The 16,737-nt window shown below is 40.6% G+C and carries 22 protein-coding genes and 1 pseudogene; 4 read left to right on the top strand and 19 right to left on the bottom strand.

Annotated elements, in window-relative coordinates; all coding sequences use genetic code 11:
• The coding region (locus BN161_RS27225; protein ID WP_044272283.1) for a glycoside hydrolase family protein at positions 1-209 on the top strand (209 nt) is incomplete at its 5' end.
• A 68-nt stretch (positions 210-277) separates the two neighbouring features.
• Here BN161_RS27225 and BN161_RS27220 read toward each other — a convergent pair.
• The 18 genes from BN161_RS27220 to BN161_RS27130 all read right to left on the bottom strand — a co-directional run bounded on the left by BN161_RS27220 (position 278) and on the right by BN161_RS27130 (position 11,635).
• On the bottom strand, positions 278-622 hold the full coding sequence (locus BN161_RS27220; RefSeq protein WP_044272280.1) for a hypothetical protein: 345 nt from the start codon (positions 620-622) through the stop codon (positions 278-280).
• Positions 623-645: 23 nt separating this feature from the next.
• A complete protein-coding gene (locus tag BN161_RS27215) occupies positions 646-1,065 on the bottom strand; it encodes a hypothetical protein (RefSeq protein WP_044272278.1) in 420 nt (139 codons plus the stop codon).
• 69 nt (positions 1,066-1,134) lie between these two features.
• Positions 1,135-2,292 carry a hypothetical protein gene (locus BN161_RS27210; RefSeq protein WP_044272276.1) on the bottom strand — a complete coding sequence of 386 codons (1,158 nt, stop codon included), beginning with the start codon at positions 2,290-2,292 and terminating at the stop codon, positions 1,135-1,137.
• Positions 2,293-2,356: 64 nt separating this feature from the next.
• Positions 2,357-3,127: an N-6 DNA methylase gene (locus tag BN161_RS27205; RefSeq protein ID WP_044272274.1), complete on the bottom strand. Its 771-nt coding sequence runs from the start codon at positions 3,125-3,127 to the stop codon at positions 2,357-2,359.
• A 3-nt stretch (positions 3,128-3,130) separates the two neighbouring features.
• Entirely contained in the window at positions 3,131-3,934 is an 804-nt protein-coding gene (locus BN161_RS27200) for a DUF4121 family protein (protein ID WP_044272272.1), read from the bottom strand.
• A complete protein-coding gene (locus BN161_RS27195) occupies positions 3,921-4,196 on the bottom strand; it encodes a hypothetical protein (RefSeq protein WP_044272270.1) in 276 nt (91 codons plus the stop codon). The genes BN161_RS27200 and BN161_RS27195 overlap by 14 nt, the downstream gene beginning before the upstream one ends.
• Positions 4,180-5,145, bottom strand: a complete 966-nt coding sequence (locus BN161_RS27190) for a hypothetical protein (protein ID WP_044272268.1) — start codon at positions 5,143-5,145, stop codon at positions 4,180-4,182. Before BN161_RS27190 ends, BN161_RS27195 begins: the two co-directional genes overlap by 17 nt.
• 231 nt (positions 5,146-5,376) lie before the next feature.
• The gene (locus tag BN161_RS27180) at positions 5,377-5,880 is read right to left on the bottom strand and encodes a hypothetical protein (RefSeq protein ID WP_044272265.1); all 504 of its coding nucleotides are present in this window, start codon (positions 5,878-5,880) and stop codon (positions 5,377-5,379) included.
• Between the two features lie 15 nt (positions 5,881-5,895).
• On the bottom strand, positions 5,896-6,189 hold the full coding sequence (locus BN161_RS27175; protein ID WP_044272263.1) for a DUF4120 family protein: 294 nt from the start codon (positions 6,187-6,189) through the stop codon (positions 5,896-5,898).
• A gap of 41 nt (positions 6,190-6,230) precedes the next feature.
• On the bottom strand, positions 6,231-7,208 hold the full coding sequence (locus tag BN161_RS27170; protein WP_044272292.1) for a hypothetical protein: 978 nt from the start codon (positions 7,206-7,208) through the stop codon (positions 6,231-6,233).
• Positions 7,209-7,225: 17 nt separating this feature from the next.
• On the bottom strand, positions 7,226-7,621 hold the full coding sequence (locus tag BN161_RS27165) for a hypothetical protein (RefSeq protein WP_044272261.1): 396 nt from the start codon (positions 7,619-7,621) through the stop codon (positions 7,226-7,228).
• On the bottom strand, positions 7,618-7,923 hold the full coding sequence (locus tag BN161_RS27160) for a hypothetical protein (protein WP_044272291.1): 306 nt from the start codon (positions 7,921-7,923) through the stop codon (positions 7,618-7,620). Before BN161_RS27160 ends, BN161_RS27165 begins: the two co-directional genes overlap by 4 nt.
• Before the next feature lie 13 nt (positions 7,924-7,936).
• On the bottom strand, positions 7,937-8,089 hold the full coding sequence (locus BN161_RS30030; RefSeq protein WP_167332582.1) for a hypothetical protein: 153 nt from the start codon (positions 8,087-8,089) through the stop codon (positions 7,937-7,939).
• 13 nt (positions 8,090-8,102) lie between these two features.
• Positions 8,103-8,393, bottom strand: coding sequence for a hypothetical protein (locus BN161_RS27150; protein WP_244436635.1), 291 nt, complete (start codon positions 8,391-8,393; stop codon positions 8,103-8,105).
• Between the two features lie 190 nt (positions 8,394-8,583).
• Positions 8,584-9,267: a DUF4313 domain-containing protein gene (locus BN161_RS27145; RefSeq protein WP_044272255.1), complete on the bottom strand. Its 684-nt coding sequence runs from the start codon at positions 9,265-9,267 to the stop codon at positions 8,584-8,586.
• Position 9,268: 1 nt separating this feature from the next.
• Positions 9,269-9,478, bottom strand: coding sequence for a hypothetical protein (locus tag BN161_RS27140; protein WP_044272287.1), 210 nt, complete (start codon positions 9,476-9,478; stop codon positions 9,269-9,271).
• A gap of 75 nt (positions 9,479-9,553) precedes the next feature.
• A complete protein-coding gene (locus tag BN161_RS27135; RefSeq protein ID WP_044272253.1) occupies positions 9,554-10,465 on the bottom strand; it encodes a hypothetical protein in 912 nt (303 codons plus the stop codon).
• Between the two features lie 3 nt (positions 10,466-10,468).
• Positions 10,469-11,635 (bottom strand): hypothetical protein, encoded by a 1,167-nt coding sequence (locus BN161_RS27130; RefSeq protein ID WP_044272250.1) that lies wholly within the window; start codon positions 11,633-11,635, stop codon positions 10,469-10,471.
• A 493-nt stretch (positions 11,636-12,128) separates the two neighbouring features.
• Between BN161_RS27130 and BN161_RS27125 the strand changes: the two genes are divergently transcribed.
• From BN161_RS27125 to BN161_RS27115, 3 genes are all read left to right on the top strand, one after another.
• Positions 12,129-13,517, top strand: coding sequence for an SMEK domain-containing protein (locus BN161_RS27125; protein WP_044272248.1), 1,389 nt, complete (start codon positions 12,129-12,131; stop codon positions 13,515-13,517).
• Positions 13,507-14,916, top strand: a complete 1,410-nt coding sequence (locus BN161_RS27120; RefSeq protein WP_044272246.1) for an argonaute/piwi family protein — start codon at positions 13,507-13,509, stop codon at positions 14,914-14,916. The genes BN161_RS27125 and BN161_RS27120 overlap by 11 nt, the downstream gene beginning before the upstream one ends.
• Before the next feature lie 449 nt (positions 14,917-15,365).
• Entirely contained in the window at positions 15,366-16,595 is a 1,230-nt protein-coding gene (locus tag BN161_RS27115; protein WP_052356434.1) for a site-specific integrase, read from the top strand.
• Between the two features lie 61 nt (positions 16,596-16,656).
• Here the strand turns inward: BN161_RS27115 and BN161_RS28995 are convergent.
• Positions 16,657-16,737: pseudogene (locus tag BN161_RS28995) on the bottom strand (helix-turn-helix domain-containing protein); the annotation flags it as partial.

Here is a 16,737-nt window from a genome sequence, read left to right as displayed (position 1 = left end):
TGCTTCTTGCTACGCTGGCTTATAATGTGGGACATAATCGTTTGTTAGGCTACGGCAAAACTCCAAAAAGTAAATTGATTCGCAAACTGGAGCAAGGCGACCGGGATATTTATGAGGAATATGTATCGTTCCGTATGTATCGTGGTAAGGTCATTCCTTCTCTGGAAAGGCGGAGGAAAGAAGAATTCAAACTTTTGTTTAAACCGTGAAAGAAGAGTGAGAGCCATAAGGGTAAAACTGCCTTTATGGCTCTTTATCATTTCCATCAACAAGTTATTTAATTATTGGAGGATTGGAACAGTTCGTCTTCCCTGCATTCTTCCCGCATCGTATCATATAGATTCTGCAATTCTTTCAGGGACAGTTCCGAAACGGGCATATAATAGCTACCGGTGGAAACGTAAGGTTTGTTTTTTGAGATGTAGATTTGATATATGGAGTGGCTTGTCCATTTTGTGTTCTGCAAATACAACTGTAATTGCCGGTTCTTGACAGCTTTATGATATGTATTTTCACTGATATAAACTGTCCCTGCAAATGTATGCGAATGGTATTCACCGGTATTTTTACTCCTTAGCAAATCTTCTATCTTGCATTGGAGTTCTGCTTTGCTACTTTTCATGTTTTACTTTGGATGATATTGGTTCAAACATTCCGCGACATTCTGTGACATTCCGTAACAATGAAGTCTTCTATGCCATGTTCTGCCAGTGAGAGAAGCCCGTTTAGGCTGCTGCAACTATAAAATGTCTTATCATCTTCAATACCGGCATCCACAGACAACATGATTCTTACATCGCAGGTTTCCTGAGTGTCTTTCCATAAGATCCGGCACTTCGCATATTGCGGTTCAATACCGTATGATTCAACAAATATCTTGTATTCGGTTGTTATGTAATTCTTGACCTCTTCTACATCCGTAAGAATAGTCCCTTTCCAACAGTCATTACACCACCCATAAAGAAAGGATTCATCCGTATAATGGCTGAACTTCTTCGTATTGGGTTCTATCATGGCTTCACACATTATGTTGGTTCCACCACATCTGCTGCATATTATGCTCATAGTTTCAGAATTTTAGCAGATAGTAGCCGGAATTTTTTCTATCCGGCAACTATCCGTTACTTTTATAATTTAGTTTGCTTTCACCCGGTTCATCAGTTGCCCCGAAATCTCATGCAGCTCCCTGCTGCGTTCAGGTGCCTGTTCACGTGCAAAAGCCGTTATGCCTTGTGTCAGTTTCCAAAGTGTTGCTCCGCCCGTTACACCGTCATCGGGATTGTTGTTCATCAGCAGTTTCTCCACTTCACGTCCTTCATTCTTCAACAAAGCGCCGCGTTGTACCAGACTTTTGAGTTCCTTGTCGAAATCCACATCTATTTCAGCCGCTCCTTGAATCTCTATCGCTTTCTGCATGAGTGTATCCCTGCTGTACAGCCCGCGTGTCAGGTCTGTCACTGCCGACACGGTCGTCTGCGTATCCAGTTCATACGTCTTTTGCGATAGTGCAATCGAATCCGGCAATCGTGCCCCGAGATGTACTTGCCGCATGACCGATTCACGTACCATCCCGTTCAGACAAGCTCCATTCAGAAGAAAAGAGCGCATATCCACCGAACCGTTTCCATAGTCGGATGTGGAGAACCTGGCCCCTGCATAAATGATTACCATACCGTTCTTGCGGGTAGCTATTTGGAGTGGTTCAGGCAGTATTGTTTCGCACCATACTTTCGTGTCGTTCATGTAGGCATCCGACACGACAGCTCCCTGATTTCCCGCTTCCCTGATGAATGCGGTCAGTATATCCACGGAATTGAGCCGTCTGTAGGAGTCGGATAATACGCCGCGGACCTCCATACCTACCGCACGTATGAGTACGCGTGTACGGTCTGTCCAGCCGGAGTGTTCGTTAAGAATAGTGGCGCACAGTTGTTTCTGCCATTCATCTCCGGCGGACAGCTCTCTCAGGTATTTTGCCGGAATATTCATCTTTTCGGATATCTGGCTGATGGCATTTCCATGCAGGTTGAAGTTGCCCTCCGGCATGGTCATTTGCACATGGTCACCCCCTTGAAATGAGATAACCGGATGGCGGTCATTATTACGCAGGTTTACTCCGATTGGCGCAATGAAATCCTGCGCGATTTTTCCTTCGTTGAGCAGGCGGGTGATGGTTCCCATAACATCCTGCTGTTTTCCCTCGATCATTCTCTGGACCTTGTTGATAACAACTTGATTCAATCCTTGCTGCTTTTGTGCCGATGCGGTGTTCGGCATTACTGTTACTTCCATGATTTTTTTGATTTTAAAAGTTGATAATTAGATTGTTGATTTATATTAATTAGTATAGTTGCGTCTACATGTTTAAAGTTGTCTGTTGCGGAAAGGAGGCGTGTTTTTTACGGTTTCCACAATTGTTGGCAGCCGTCTTATGTGCCGTATAGGGTGATACAGGCAGATTCCGGCTTGCCTGGTATTCGTTCATGCCCATTTTCTGAATGGTAGGAATACCAGTCCATGTAAGTATCGGGTTGACTTTCCATCCACCCATGAAATTTTTAGGATTCAGGCTGTCGTGCCAGATTACTTCCCCCACACAACCATGCACCAGCATATTGCATACGGTCATCAGACAGCAGGTACGGTTGATGTCTTCCGCTACCAGATAATTCCCTAAATTCCGTACATGATAAGCCAGTAACAGCCTTCCGCTTCCGCACGTCGGGTCATTAATCCTCTGCCCGGTCTTTTTCTCTTCCCCCTGGGTACACATCACCATAAGGTCGCAGATATGTACCGGTGTAAAGAACTGCCCTTGTCCCTGCTGAGTTCCTCTGGAAACCAGAGACATGTACAAATCCCCGAACGGGTCAAACCAGTCCGTATCCTCTTTTAATTCACGGTTCATGAGCTGTGCCCATTCGGTGACCATTTTCATGAATACGATATTCTGCTGCTTTTTATATTTCCAGCCGTGCAGCGGTGGAGCGCCTAAAGAAAATCCGTGGATGATATAGGTCTGGAAATCATCGAATACATTTATCGGATCATATCCGTTCGAATATGAGAAATCCATTATCAGCTTTTCAAGCGGACGGAGTTTTGATGGTGTATCATATTTAGCCATGGCTTATTTCCTTTTATAGATGAATACTGTATGAGTGTCGTGGCAGGTCCGTATCTTAACGGATTGTTCTCCGAGAAAAGACAGATGCGTTTCGGCATCCGTCCTGTTCCATTCCTGCCCCGTGAGCAGCTTCCATTCCATGCGGTATCCCCACAGTATAAGAGAATTGCGGTATATTCCACAGAAGAGTTCACCGTGCAGCATTTCTATCAGTCTGTCCAGTTCTCTGCGGGAATAGAGAGTGAATCCGTCCCCGGTATAGAAGTATTCACCTTTCTGTTCCGGATCGGGCAATCTGCAGATATTATACTTAGCCCAGTCCTTGGTGGAGTATTGCTCGTACAGCGGTTCCGGTTCGGCATATTTCCACACCCGGACAGCCGCCATGAAATAAACGGCACCGTCCTTGCACCTGCTGCGGCTTCCCCATGTCTTGAAAAGCTTGAACTGCATTCCGTCCGGTTCGGGCAGTTTCTGATCAAGCTGTGTCCATAAACCGCCTTCAGTATCATAACCCGCTTTGCCCTTGTTGTCAAAACAGAACGGGGTATTGGCTGTCAAACATATATATACTTCTTTATCATCCGTTCGTTCGATGTGTGCATTCCGGTAATAATCTCCGCTGCGTGTCGTATAAGCGATAATATCTCCGGCGGCAGGGGTTTCATTATTATCCCTTTCCTGATGTATCAATGAAATCAGGCGGTTCACCTTGTCTACATCAATTTGCGTTATCGGATACCCGTAATCGTGCAAATCGTTGAAGCATTGCAGGGTTTCAACTGTATAAAAGTTACTGAATTCCATAAGGCTCGCGGTTTTTGCGGTATAATTCGATTTGTTTGCTTATCATGTCGCAGAATTTCTGGCCGTTTTCTTTTTCTCCCCTGAAATAGGCGATCATGTCCCAAAGGTTGCAGTTGAAATAGTTTGTCCATTTCTCGTAATAGTGGCTTCCGTATACCTTTCCGAAAGTTTTTTCAAAGAGGTTTAGGGTCAGCCCTTCCTCCCCGTGGTGGTTGTATTGCCACAGGGAGATGAGCAGTAACTGATTATAATTTAGTTCCATAAAATATTTTTTTTGATTTCCCTAATTCCGTTGCTTTAGCACAACGGAATTCGTCTCTTCCCAATTTGCGTGTGAATTCTTCCAGATAACCTTTGTCCACCAGTTTCCAGTAGGCGGACTGTACATATCTGTAAACGGGAGAATTGCAATCAAAGCCTTTCGGACGGTTTTTCGTGGATACGTTGATTTTCGAAGCAATTTCCATGAGGCTTTCCGCAACAGCCCATGATTTTCTTTCAAAAAGGTCGAATACAAGGTAATATATGCTCGATTCGAAATTCTCTTGATAAAATTCGTATTCTTCCTCATCCGTGAAATTGAATACCGAACCGACTATTTTACATCTTATCAATTTGTTTATTTTACATTCTCTGAGCAGCAGGATGAGGAGTTCGCACAGATGCATGGCTTCGCAATAACCGGTTATCCATCCGTAATGGGCATGCAGTTCGGTATTTCCTTTGGCTATCCGGCAGCCTTTCGCTCTTGCTCTCAGTTCGGTTGTGTATCCTCCCGCCCTGCATATATCCTCTAATTCTGCGTAATGCTTTTTCTTTTTTCTATATTCATCCTTCTGACCGAATATATACCCCCAGTCAAGATAGATTTCGATTTGGTAAAGCCTTTTCTTCTCATATTCGATATTTCCATATCCGAACCCGTGTGTCCTTCTGTATACCGGACCGAATATGAATCCTTCCGGTGTGTAGATATCAAGAACATGCAGCAGTTCTGCCATAAGGTAATCCGCCTCTTTAGTCCGCCACCAGTCCGCTTTGGGGTCTTCCTGTGCATGGGTCGGCAGACAGTTCATTATCTGGAGATATTCAGGAGTGTCTCTGATAATCTCCAACATTTTGTGTACAGCATCCGCTTTATCATCCATTGTAAACAATACATCTTCTGTATCCGCATACAGTTTGTTCTGAGTCTTTTCGTCTGTAATCATGACTTTAAATATTTGAGTTAGACATCTTTGCCTACATAGTAGGCATTTTTATTTCTTGATGTCTTTATTGCCTGTTTGACGGGGATTGCGACAAGGCTTGGCGGGAAAAAATACCGGAGCGCAGCGAGGATGATTTTTTTCCTGCCAACCAGCCCGTAGGGCCGCCTTGCGTAATCAACCCGGCAAACGGCTATCTTTGCAGCAAGAAATGAGAATGCGGACTCCGGTTTGTCATTTCCGAAGCCCGCATAGATGATTTTCAACTTTCCGGTGTAGTCGTTCTTCCGCTTCCTGTACATTTTTCTTCTTTATTTTCAGTTTGTTGATTGCCTTTTGCAGCATTTCATCCGTCTGCTCGTTGAAAAACAGATTGTTCTGCTTCTGCCAGCTGATGTATTCCCTTATCGTCCGTTCCATCTTCGTGACCTGTGCTTTGGTAGCAGCCAGGGAGGAAAGGCAGGAACCGAATGAATAATTTTGCCCGCTGCGTTTGTCGTACAGGGAATAGTCATGGGTGACATTTCCTTTTGGATATTGGCAGACAAGTTTTGCCCTGCGCCATTGGATTACCCAGCTGTATCTGTCGGCTACCTGCCGTGGCAGGTCATATCGGAAGAGCGGGACTTTATCGCCCCGCTCCGTCGTTCTGTAAAAGGAGATGATGACCCATTGCTCGATTTTCAACTCCTTTTCTGCTTTCGCCATGTCTTTGGCATACTGCATCCACTCTTCCATGATAGTCCAGAATCTTTAAGTATGTATCTGCCATCCTATGAAGGGAGTCAGCTGTACGGCTAATGATTCGTCCGGTGAACCATGATAGAGAAGTCCTCCGACAATTCCTCTCCTTCCATCAGGGTATTTTTGGGTGAATCCGAACGAATGAGGAGCCCAGTCACTATAGATTTCTATTTCACAGGGGCAGTTTGGATTCTTTTCCCACTCCTTGAGACGGTCCAGACATTTCTGAAGGGAAGTGTCATTGATAGATTTCGCATACTGCATTACTTCATCGTAATACTCTTGTTTACACATAATTTTCATGATAATTTGTTTTTTATGGGTGAATAATAAATGATTTGTTTTTAGTCAATCCAGAATGTCCCGCAGGGGCATTTGCTCCCACACGGGAAGCTGTTGATATAGAATGTGTTCCGGTGGCGGCTATAGTTCATGTCACCGAAGGTACATCCTCCTTCACGGAAAGTCTTTTCATAGCGGGCTTCCTTTTGTAGATGTTCGCCCATGGTACTTTTGGGGATAGACGCTTTGACCGGTTTCATCCCTGTCTGCCATTTAGTGGAATCGCACCAGTCGTTGCACATTCCACAGATTTCATTAGCATACGAATAATGCACTTGGGAATCGACAAACAGATTATCTCTATTAAATGGTAGCGTGATGTCGAGCGGCAGTTCAACATGATACCCGGAACCGTTATGGCTGTCAGCAATAGCTACGATCACATCCCCGTGGAACCGGATGGTTTTGAAATCACTTTCTTTGTCACCCGTTATCAGCTTATTGAACATGGCGTTGAAATAGATACGCAGTTCGCCGCCATACGTGGCGTTATCAACCAGTTCTGCCAATTGTTCTTTAAACTGTCCTTTCTTCAGTTTGAGGGCACGCCTTATTTTGTTATAGGATATTGCGTAAGGTTCTTCACGGGTGTTTGTCCCTTCAGTATACCCCACTATTTCTACACCCAGCGAATAAAACATATTAGTGACGGATGAATTGCAGATAAGCTCATCTGACGGGTCGGTGTCGTTCCGTTCATACAGCAGTTCCTTTATATCTTCCTCATGCTTTCCATATTCTTCCGCCTTTCCTTCTGACAGCATCTTCTTTTTGATTTCAGTCAGGTATTCATTGAGTATTTCAATTTCCTGTTCTAAATACCACTCCTGCACCTGCACATCCAATGGGAGGAAACTGTTTTGCCGGATGCACTGTTCCTGTAACTTTTCGTGCCCGTCCAGGTTGTTGCAATAATCCACATAATAGAGGGTGACCGATTCAGGTACATACTTTCTCCATGGCTGGTTATTTGTATTCATAATCTGTCCCTCCATATTTATTTGAGATATATTTCAATGACTTCTCCCATACCATAGATCTGGTGCTCTAAAACGCAAAAACCCTGCTCTTTGAGGAACAGGACTTTCTGCATTTTGTCGGCAGCGTCATACCAATACCCGTGTGTCCGGGGTTCATCGGTCACATCACGGTCACGGATATATTTATCGTGCGGATAATTGAATTTGTATGGTTCTTCCTTCTTCTGGGAATAGTATCTTCCGTTTTCAACACATATATGCGCTTTATCTATGCTTGGCGGTATATGCGTTATACGCACAGGATTTTCACCTTTGCGAAATCGTTCCATGACGTTCTCCAACATGAGATTGTTGTATGGACTCGTTTTCGCATTCTTCAGTAATTCTTTCTTTAATGCTTCTGCTCTTTTCATGACGGTGAGTTTTTTGAAGGGTTGTTTCTATTCTGAAGGTATCTCCAGGCTTCTTTAATGTAGTCTTTTGTATTGCAGATGCTTCCGTGCATGAGCTCAAAGGAGTCATTATACAGATAACAGGAATACAGTACCGTCGGGATGCCGTTCTTGTTTTCAATCATTTGCAGTTCGATATCATGTTTGACGGATTCCACTTTTTCTATTTTCACTCTCCGGGTAATTTCTTTACGGACCTCTCCGATATGTGGTGCAGTGAAGCCTATGGCTTCTGAAAAGAATACGAATTTATATTTCTCCATAAGGTCTCCGCTTTTAATCCAGTGTGAATTCATCCTCATATACTTCCAGTTCAAGTCCGCTTTCACAGACACGCACGAGCCACCGGTTTCCCAGTTTCTCAATCAGTTCGACAGCCCTGTATCCTTTGTACGGACGTATCAGCATGGCAATATCTCCGGCTTTCATAATCAGATTCTCTTTAACCGTAAATAAGTTCAATCAGCTGTTCATCTGTCAATGTCCGTATTTCGTCTTCCGTACAGAAATAACAGATGCTTTCATCAATATCAAAGGCGGTGGAATCAAGACCTCTGATGCCGTCCAGCAAATCGAAATTCAGTCTTTCAATGGACACTTTATAGGTATCCCGTTCGTCACTTATTTCGCGTACGGGATAGTTCCTTTCACGATAAGTCAAGGTATCAATAACAGGAGTTACGGGATTCATTGCTTGTACTTCATGAATCTTCATTTCTTTTACTTCAATCATAGCTTTATTCTATATTTAAGTTATACATGACCGGCTCCGGAGAGCCAGTATTTCGATTTCTTGCCTGCCTTTTTGCACTTTGCCTTTAATGGCGCAAGGCTTGGCAGAGAAAAATACCGGAGCGCAGCGAGGATGATTTTTCTTTGCCAACCAGCCCGTAGGGCCGCCTTGCGCATTCAAAGGCAAAGGGCTATGTTTGCGGGCAGGAAGTTGAAATAATGCTAAGATTTTCTTTTGTTCCATTATTGATTATTTCCATCATTTCTTCATCGGTAAGATATTTGAGGTCTTCTTCCGGGCAATAATGGCAGATACTTTCATGGATTTCTTCCGCCTCTGTATCAGCTTGAACCATTCCGTAGAGCAATGCCTTTTCCAGTTCCGGTATGGAAATGATATAGAAACCGTAAGTGTCCTTTATCTTTCTAAGGGGATAACTGTCTCCTTTGTATTCGATAGTTTCCAGTGCTTCTTGTTCGGGTGGTAACTTTCGGGCGATTACTTTATAATATTCCGGTGCCAGTTCTTCCAGCTTCTTCCGGTTGAAACGGAATAATTTGAAACCGTTCCATTCAGGAAACAGACTGGTTGGTTCAGCTATTTCATGGCGGATAAGAAATTCATGTGCGCCTTCGTTATAGTCACGGTTATCCACGTAGGCGTAGAACGGTGGCAGGGAATGCTGGTTTATAGTCAGGTCTGTAAATGGTTCCCAACCCTCTTCTTCATTGTCACAGGGAGCTATTAATCCGGCGTAAAGATTGTCATTGTTGGCATAAGTTGCCAATGTCAGTTGTACTTCCACTTTTCCGCCCGGATAGAGGTCGGATTGCCAGTATAGTTTATTGCCTGTATTTTTTGTAGTTATATTCATCTTATTTGAATTTGGTTAGTTCTGTTTTTACCAATCGGATTTTTTCTTTCAGTTCATCTTCCTTGCGAAAAGAGGGAGTGCATTTGGTGCATCTCATTCCGGTACCCCAACCTATATTATTCATTACCTGCGTTGTTCTTGCTTGTTCCTTTGACAAGGAAGACTCCAAACGGGCAAGTCTGCGCTCTAAGGCTTCTTTCTTTTTATTCATATTCATGTTCTTTTTTTAGTGGTAATAATCAAGAATGGCGGCAACTGTTTCCAGCCGCCATTTCCTGTTGGATATTTATGGATGCTCATTACTTCCTGTTTTTACTTCAGCTTTTTCTCGCTTGACATTCCTTAACTTGTAGAGCAAGTGCTGAAACAATGTCCGGTTGTAAATCCGATAAAAGAAGGTTTCTCCCGTTTCTTTAATGCTTCCGGTAAATGTAACTGATTCACGGTTGACCGGATACTGGAAAAAATCACTGTTAGTCAGCAGGGTATATTTTTGCTTTTCTATCATATCCATAAACTTTTGAATATCATCAAACTTATCAGAGCCGGAGAAATACAGGAAATGATGCCTACGAAGACTTAGAAGGATTGCGGACATGTCTTTTCTTGACTTGTGAGTCTTTTCTGCATCATTCCGTTTAGATACCAAGTTGCAGATAAAACGTTCTTTACCATCACTATGGACGAATGAATAGGGACTGATGAAAGTTTCCTGTTTCGTTTTATCTGTAATGGAAAAGGGCAGTTCCTTTGTAATCTTACCTTTGAACGTAATATGGAGATAATGCTCGTTCATTTGTCGTTCCAGTTCCACCTGTGGCGTTCTGACAGACCGCAGGCCCTTGAAATATCGTCCGCCTATTGTGAAGCGGAATGGATATAGACTGCCATAATAAGGTTCGCCGACAAAGAACGAATGTCCCTTTAAACGAATAGGCGGTAGTACATCCATGCTGTCATAATAATCTTCCTCTGATATTTCGCTAAATGGCCCGCATAATGATTTCTCATAGATGCGGATCATTTTGTTTATGGTATTATCCGATACTGCAATCAGAAAAGGATTATTTTCACTGATTTTTAATTCTTCCAGCGTTTCTCCGCCGTAGTCACTATGTATGCCGTCATACATGGACGTAATCAAGGTACCGCGAAAGAAACGTGAGTCAACGATGAACTTAATTTGTTCGTTTTTCATGGCTCAGATATTTTGAAGGTTCAATACTTTTTTTGCTGCATATACTGCATTGTGTGTCAACTGGCGTTGCCATGCCTTGTTCCGGGGCGACCATCGGAATCCGGAAGATTTCAGTTCCTTGCGTCTGCTTTCTTCAGGGATATTGTCGAAAAGTATTTGCAGACGGTCTTCCTCGTAGTTCCATACGAGCGTTCCACCATCAAATGTTACTTCTTTGTTTTCCTGCTCCTTTATCACTTTCAATTTTTCACGCATGCGCTGCGCTATTTCAGGGAGTTGGAAGAACTGGTTACGTGCCGTAATGACGGGTTTCTTTACACTGGCATTATATTCAGTAATGAAGTCCACGGCTTTCTGCACAATTTCCACTTCTCCATGATTGGCAAAGGTGCTGACTTTACCGAGAATGCTGTTGACGAACAGTGCTCGATTATAGCCTCTGGCTTTACCGGTATCAATCTCATGGATGGTTTTTGCACTACTTGCGATGTCGCGTTTGAGTCTCTGCCATGCTTCTTCCTGTTTTTCTTCTTCCGGCTTTGCCGCTTCAGTCATTCTTTGCATGGCATACAGATATTTTGTGCGCCAAGTGTGGAATTCTTCATACTTGTTCTGGTAGGCGTTATTCGCTTTTTCGTTTTTATGGAAGTTGAAATTGCTTCGTCCTGTCACCATTGAATTTGCACATCGTGACAAACGGCTGAATAGGGAAGAGACTTTGTTCTTGTAACTCATGATGTAACCTTGCCGCTTCTCTTCAGGAATCTTATCAAGATCTTCATGCAGTTGCTTTTCATAATTCATGATGTCTGTTTCTGCTCTGACATCCGGATCAAAAGAATTCCAATGGTAGGCATCATAAGCGATGTTTTCCAGTCCTTCCAGATAGCCCGGATGTTTGAACTGGACGACTACCCAGTCTTTAAAATCCGCTTGCTTCAGTTCTTTTTCCTCTCCGTTTTCTTCATAAGTGTGGATATACATGTGTATACCTGAACTTTTCTTACGGAAATGGAAAGGAACGTGTTTGTTATCCGTATCTTTTCTACGGATTAGTGTGGCACGATGCGCATTTGCCCTTGTCAACGGGATAATGTTTAGATTCCCGGTCGTGCCTGTGGGGTTTATTACTTCTCCTTCGTAAACCTGCATTGCTGTCATTTCAGTCATACTTAAATAGTTTTTAATTAAACATAACCGGCTCCGCGGAGCCAGTGTTTCGATTTCTTACTTGCCGGGCTGTCCTTTGCCGAGATTGTGCAAGGCTTGGCAGGAAAAAATACCGCAAGCGAAGCGAGGATGATTTTTTCCTGTCCAACCAGCCCGAAGGGCCGCCTTGCTCAATCTGAAGGCAAAGGGCTATATTTGCAGGGAAGAAGTTGAAATGCAAAACTATAAATCAATTATTGTAACGTTAAAAAAAACAATATTATGCTTTAGTTTTTGTGGCTGCAATTCTATAATACAGTGAAAAGCAGTATCTTTGTACACATTAAATTTTACTATGGCTAAATTGCTCGTTTAATCTTAAGCCAATTAGAGAAAACGAATCCAATTTACAATTTATTGGAGAAATAGTAGAAAAGTGTTGCAGACCTTACTTGAACAATCATGAAATTGGCTAGTAGTGTGTAAATATTAGAAATATGTTAATAGTATTTGTATGCGTAAAAAAGAAAAGATAGATAAAATAGCAGAGTTATTTGCAAGGTTTCGAGCAGAAGTGCAAAATTTGAATAGCTTAAATTTGTATGATATCAATATTCATGCAGAGAATGTGATTATTCCTATATTAAATTTAGTGTATGGAGTAAATTTGATTAATATAAATAACAAGGAGAAAAATTCGTCAGCTATTGATTTAATAGATATTGAAAATAGAATAGCAGTGCAGGTTACGTCCACAGCTACTGGAGAAAAAGTGAAACATACAATAGATGAGTTTATCAAAGGAAAACGTGCTGAAGATTTTGATACTTTGCTAATCTATATCATAACAGAGAAACAGAAAAAATATTCTGATAATATTTTCGTTTTAGCACGTGATAATGAATTAGATTTCTCAGAAAAACAGATTCTAGATTATAGTGATATACTTAAAGAATTAAATTCATGGATTAACATTTCTAAAATCGATCAACTGTTAGAATTACTAAAAAAGGAGTTTTGTGATGAAGAAATTGATCGACGAAAATATTTATTGGAAAATAGAGAAGTAATTAAAACGGAAATATTATATCCAAATATTCTTGAAGTCAAATTACCAGCAAAAGTTTATATAGGCATAATTGGGGTAGATCGTGATGATATAATCACACAATCTTGGAGTACACCTTATAAGCTTAAAAAAAGTGCTCCTATGGGTAAAGTGCTTAATAAAGCATTTGATTTTTTGAAAATTCCATACAGTAGAGATTGGTTCACATTTGAGGACAAAATAATTTCATTTAAGCCTTTGGATAATAGAGAAGAACCTTTAAATAAGTTAATAGAAATCGGTACAGTCGAAGAGTATGACATAAATGAATTTGCTAATATTGGTTTCAAATATGAAGAAGCACTAATTCATTTAATTAATCATTCTATTGAAGAGTTGGTTTCTTATAAAAACATACAGTGGGTACGAAAAGAAAGATACTTTAGATTCAAGCCTATTGGAATTCCTAGAGAGCGAAAAATTACTTGGAAAAACAAAAAAACAGCAACACGTTCTGTTATAGCTGAAGGTTGGAATAACGAAAAAAATCAAATCTTACATTTTAGACATCTTTCTTTTAAAATCCAATCCTTCAGATCTGATGAGAGGTGGTTTATAAGTATAACTCCAGGATGGAGTTTCACTTATGACGGTTACCATAGTTGTAATCATGAAAGCCAATTAATTGCTCAAAAAAAGAAATTGGAGACAAACTCTTCTGTATATCAACATTTTATGTTTATATCATATTGTCTTTCTACAAAATTGGAAGATAGCGAAAAGGAATATAAATTTATATCATTTTCTTCTCCATTTAATTTAACTCTTAATTACACTCCACAATATGGAAATTAAATTATTAGAAGAACCTTTATTACAATTTGGCAAAGGTGAATGTATCTGTCCTCGAACAGGTATATATAAATATAATGTATCTGACATTAACGATATAAGACCAGACAAAATAGTTGTTGGTTTCATTGGATTGAGCGAAAGTATTAATATAGCTATCAGTTGGATAAAAAAATGCTGTAACCATATTAATGCAAAAAAAAGCAAGCTTCCGAATCTATTTACTAACTTTCCAGGATTTAATGAAACAATAGGATTTGGTAGTAAGATTGTCCATGATGAATCGTATATACGTAAAATCAACAATTCAACCCTTGATAAAATTAAGAAAGAAGCTCATGATATTGATCAGCTAATTATTAAAACGGTTGAACTTTATATAGCGGAAATACATTTTCTTGCAAATAACAAGAAACCAGATGTCATTTTGTGCGTACTAGATGAATCATTAACTAAAATGATATATGGAACTAAAACAATTGAAGTAGACGATGATTTTAATGAAGAAGAGTCAATAGAAATTGAGGTTAATTTCAGAAGGCTACTCAAAGCTAAGGCTATGGAATATAACATTCCAATTCAAATAATAAGAGATAGAATAGCTAAACCTTCTTCTGAAATGCAAGATGAAGCAAGTATAGCATGGAACTTTTATACTGCATTATATTATAAAGCAGGGGGTATTCCTTGGTCTTTAAAGAAAGAAACTAACAATATAACTTGTTTTGCAGGAATTAGTTTCTACCGCACACGTGATAAAAAAACTATTCAAACAAGCGTCGCGCAAATATTCAACGAACACGGTAACGGAGTTATATTGAGGGGCACTCCTGTAAAAGAGGATAAAAAAGACAGGCAACCTCATTTGACAGAGAGTCAGGCTTATAATCTCCTTAAAGAATCTTTAAGTGAATACTATAATGCAATTAAGATTTTTCCTCAAAGACTTGTTATTCATAAAAGTTCTAATTATTCTGAAGAAGAAATAGATGGATTTAAAAGAGTTGCTGCTGATATGAACATAAATTCTATAGACTTGGTAACCATCATGCCTACAAATTTTAGATTATACAGAGATAATGATTATCCTCCATTAAGAGGAACGATGTTTAGCCTTGATAAATGTCGTCATTTCTTATATACTAGAGGATATGTTGAATATTATGGAACCTATCCAGGCAAGTATATTCCAAACCCGATAGAGGTAAGGCTATTTTCTTTCGATGAATCTCCAGAACAGATATGCAGAGAAATATTATCATTAACAAAAATGAATTGGAATAATACACAATTTGATAGAAAGTTTCCTATTACAATTGATTGTAGTCGAAATGTTGGAGAAATACTTAAATATGTATCACCAGATCGAAAGCCACAAATTAAATATAGTTTTTATATGTGATTTTTATCCTGCAATATAAAGGACAAGAATGCTACTTTGAATAATTATTTCAGAGCGTCTCAGATGTACCGCTCTATCTTCATAGTTGTGTTGCATTAGTATGGTAATTACAACAGGACAAGTTATTAATAAATTGTATTTTGAATAGTTTTTTGCTAAATATAAAAAGAATAATTATATTTGTAACAGCTAATCAACCACTCTAAAAACAAAGAGAATCATAGAAGTTAGCTCGTTACAAATCCGTTACCTACTCTGAAATCAGCATTATATAAGTTGCTGATATATAAAGAAATAGTTTAAAAGCATAGTTAAGTTACCAAATCGTAACTCACCTCCAAAAGCTCTCAAATGGAATATAATATATTAAGTTTCAATTTGTTGCCTACTTTTGCATAACCTCAAATAACTCAGCAGTAAGTAAATTTGTAACTAAAAAAAGTTGAGTTATGAGAAGTACATTCAAAGTGTTATTTTACACAAAAAAGCAGTCAGTAAAAAACGGTAAGGCACCTGTAATGGGCCGTATCACCATTAACGGAACCCAAGCTGGTTTCAGTTGTAAGAAAGAAGTGTCCCTTACGTTGTGGGACGTCAAAGCCAACCGGGCAAAAGGTAAATCCGAAGAAGCCCGTACTCTCAATCAGGAGCTTGATAATATCAAAGCTCAGATTACCAAGCACTATCAGTATATTTGCGACCATGACAGTTTTGTCACGGCCAAGAAAGTCTATAACCGTTACGTCGGTTTCGGTGAAGACTGCCACACGCTTATGGCACTTTTCAAGGAACAGCTTGAATCGTATAAGGAAAAGATAGGCAAAGGAAAAGCGGAAAGCACCTACCGTGGACTGGTTGCTGACTATAAAAGCCTTCTGCTTTTCATGAAAACCAAAAAGAACATCGAAGATATAGTTATTGATGAACTTGAAAAGCCGTTCATTGAGGATTATTATACGTGGATGCTCGGAACGGCGGGAAATGCAAACGCTACGGCTTTCAACCGTGTCAATACCCTGAAATGGCTATTGTACATCGCACAGGAAAGAGGCTGGATAAGAGTCCATCCGTTTGTATCCTTCGAATGTGTGCCCGAATATAAAAGACGTTCTTTCCTTTCCGAAGAGGAACTGCAAAGAATAATTCATGTGGAACTGAAATACAAGCGCCAGCGTGCCATGCGCGATATGTTCCTGTTCATGTGCTTCACCGGTCTTGCCTATGCCGACCTGAAAGCCATAACCTATGACAATATCCATACCGATTCCGATGGCGGCACATGGCTGATGGGAAACCGTATAAAGACAGGAGTTGCATACGTCGTAAAATTATTGCCGATTGCCATCGAACTGATTGAAAAATACAGAGGTGTGGATGAGAAGAAAGATTCCCCCGATTGTGTTTTCCCCGTAGGTGAATATAACACCATGTTCCTAAGCCTCAGAATCATAGGCAAGAAATGCGATTGCCGGGTCGAAGTCACCCCGCATATCGGCCGACATACTTTTGCCGTTCTTGCCATCCTCAAAGGGATGCCGCTGGAAACCCTGCAAAAGGTATTAGGGCACAATTCCATTCTTTCCACACAGATATATGCCGAACTTATCAACCCGAAGGTCGGTGAGGATACTGACAAACTGTGTGAGAAAATCGGCCACGTTTACAAACTTGCCATGTAACATGGCAATAAAAAGGAACGTCCCCCAAGCAATTTGCCGGAAGGACGTTTCTTTTCTCTCTTTATTTCCTGAACCGTCTAAAATCCCTGTAATTCTTTCTCAGCACTTCATACAATCCACTTTCCGGATAAAGCAGTTTTCT

The sequence above is a fragment of the Bacteroides timonensis genome, from assembly GCF_000513195.1.
Taxonomy (GTDB): domain Bacteria; phylum Bacteroidota; class Bacteroidia; order Bacteroidales; family Bacteroidaceae; genus Bacteroides; species Bacteroides timonensis.
This window is presented reverse-complemented; position numbering and strand designations above follow the sequence as displayed.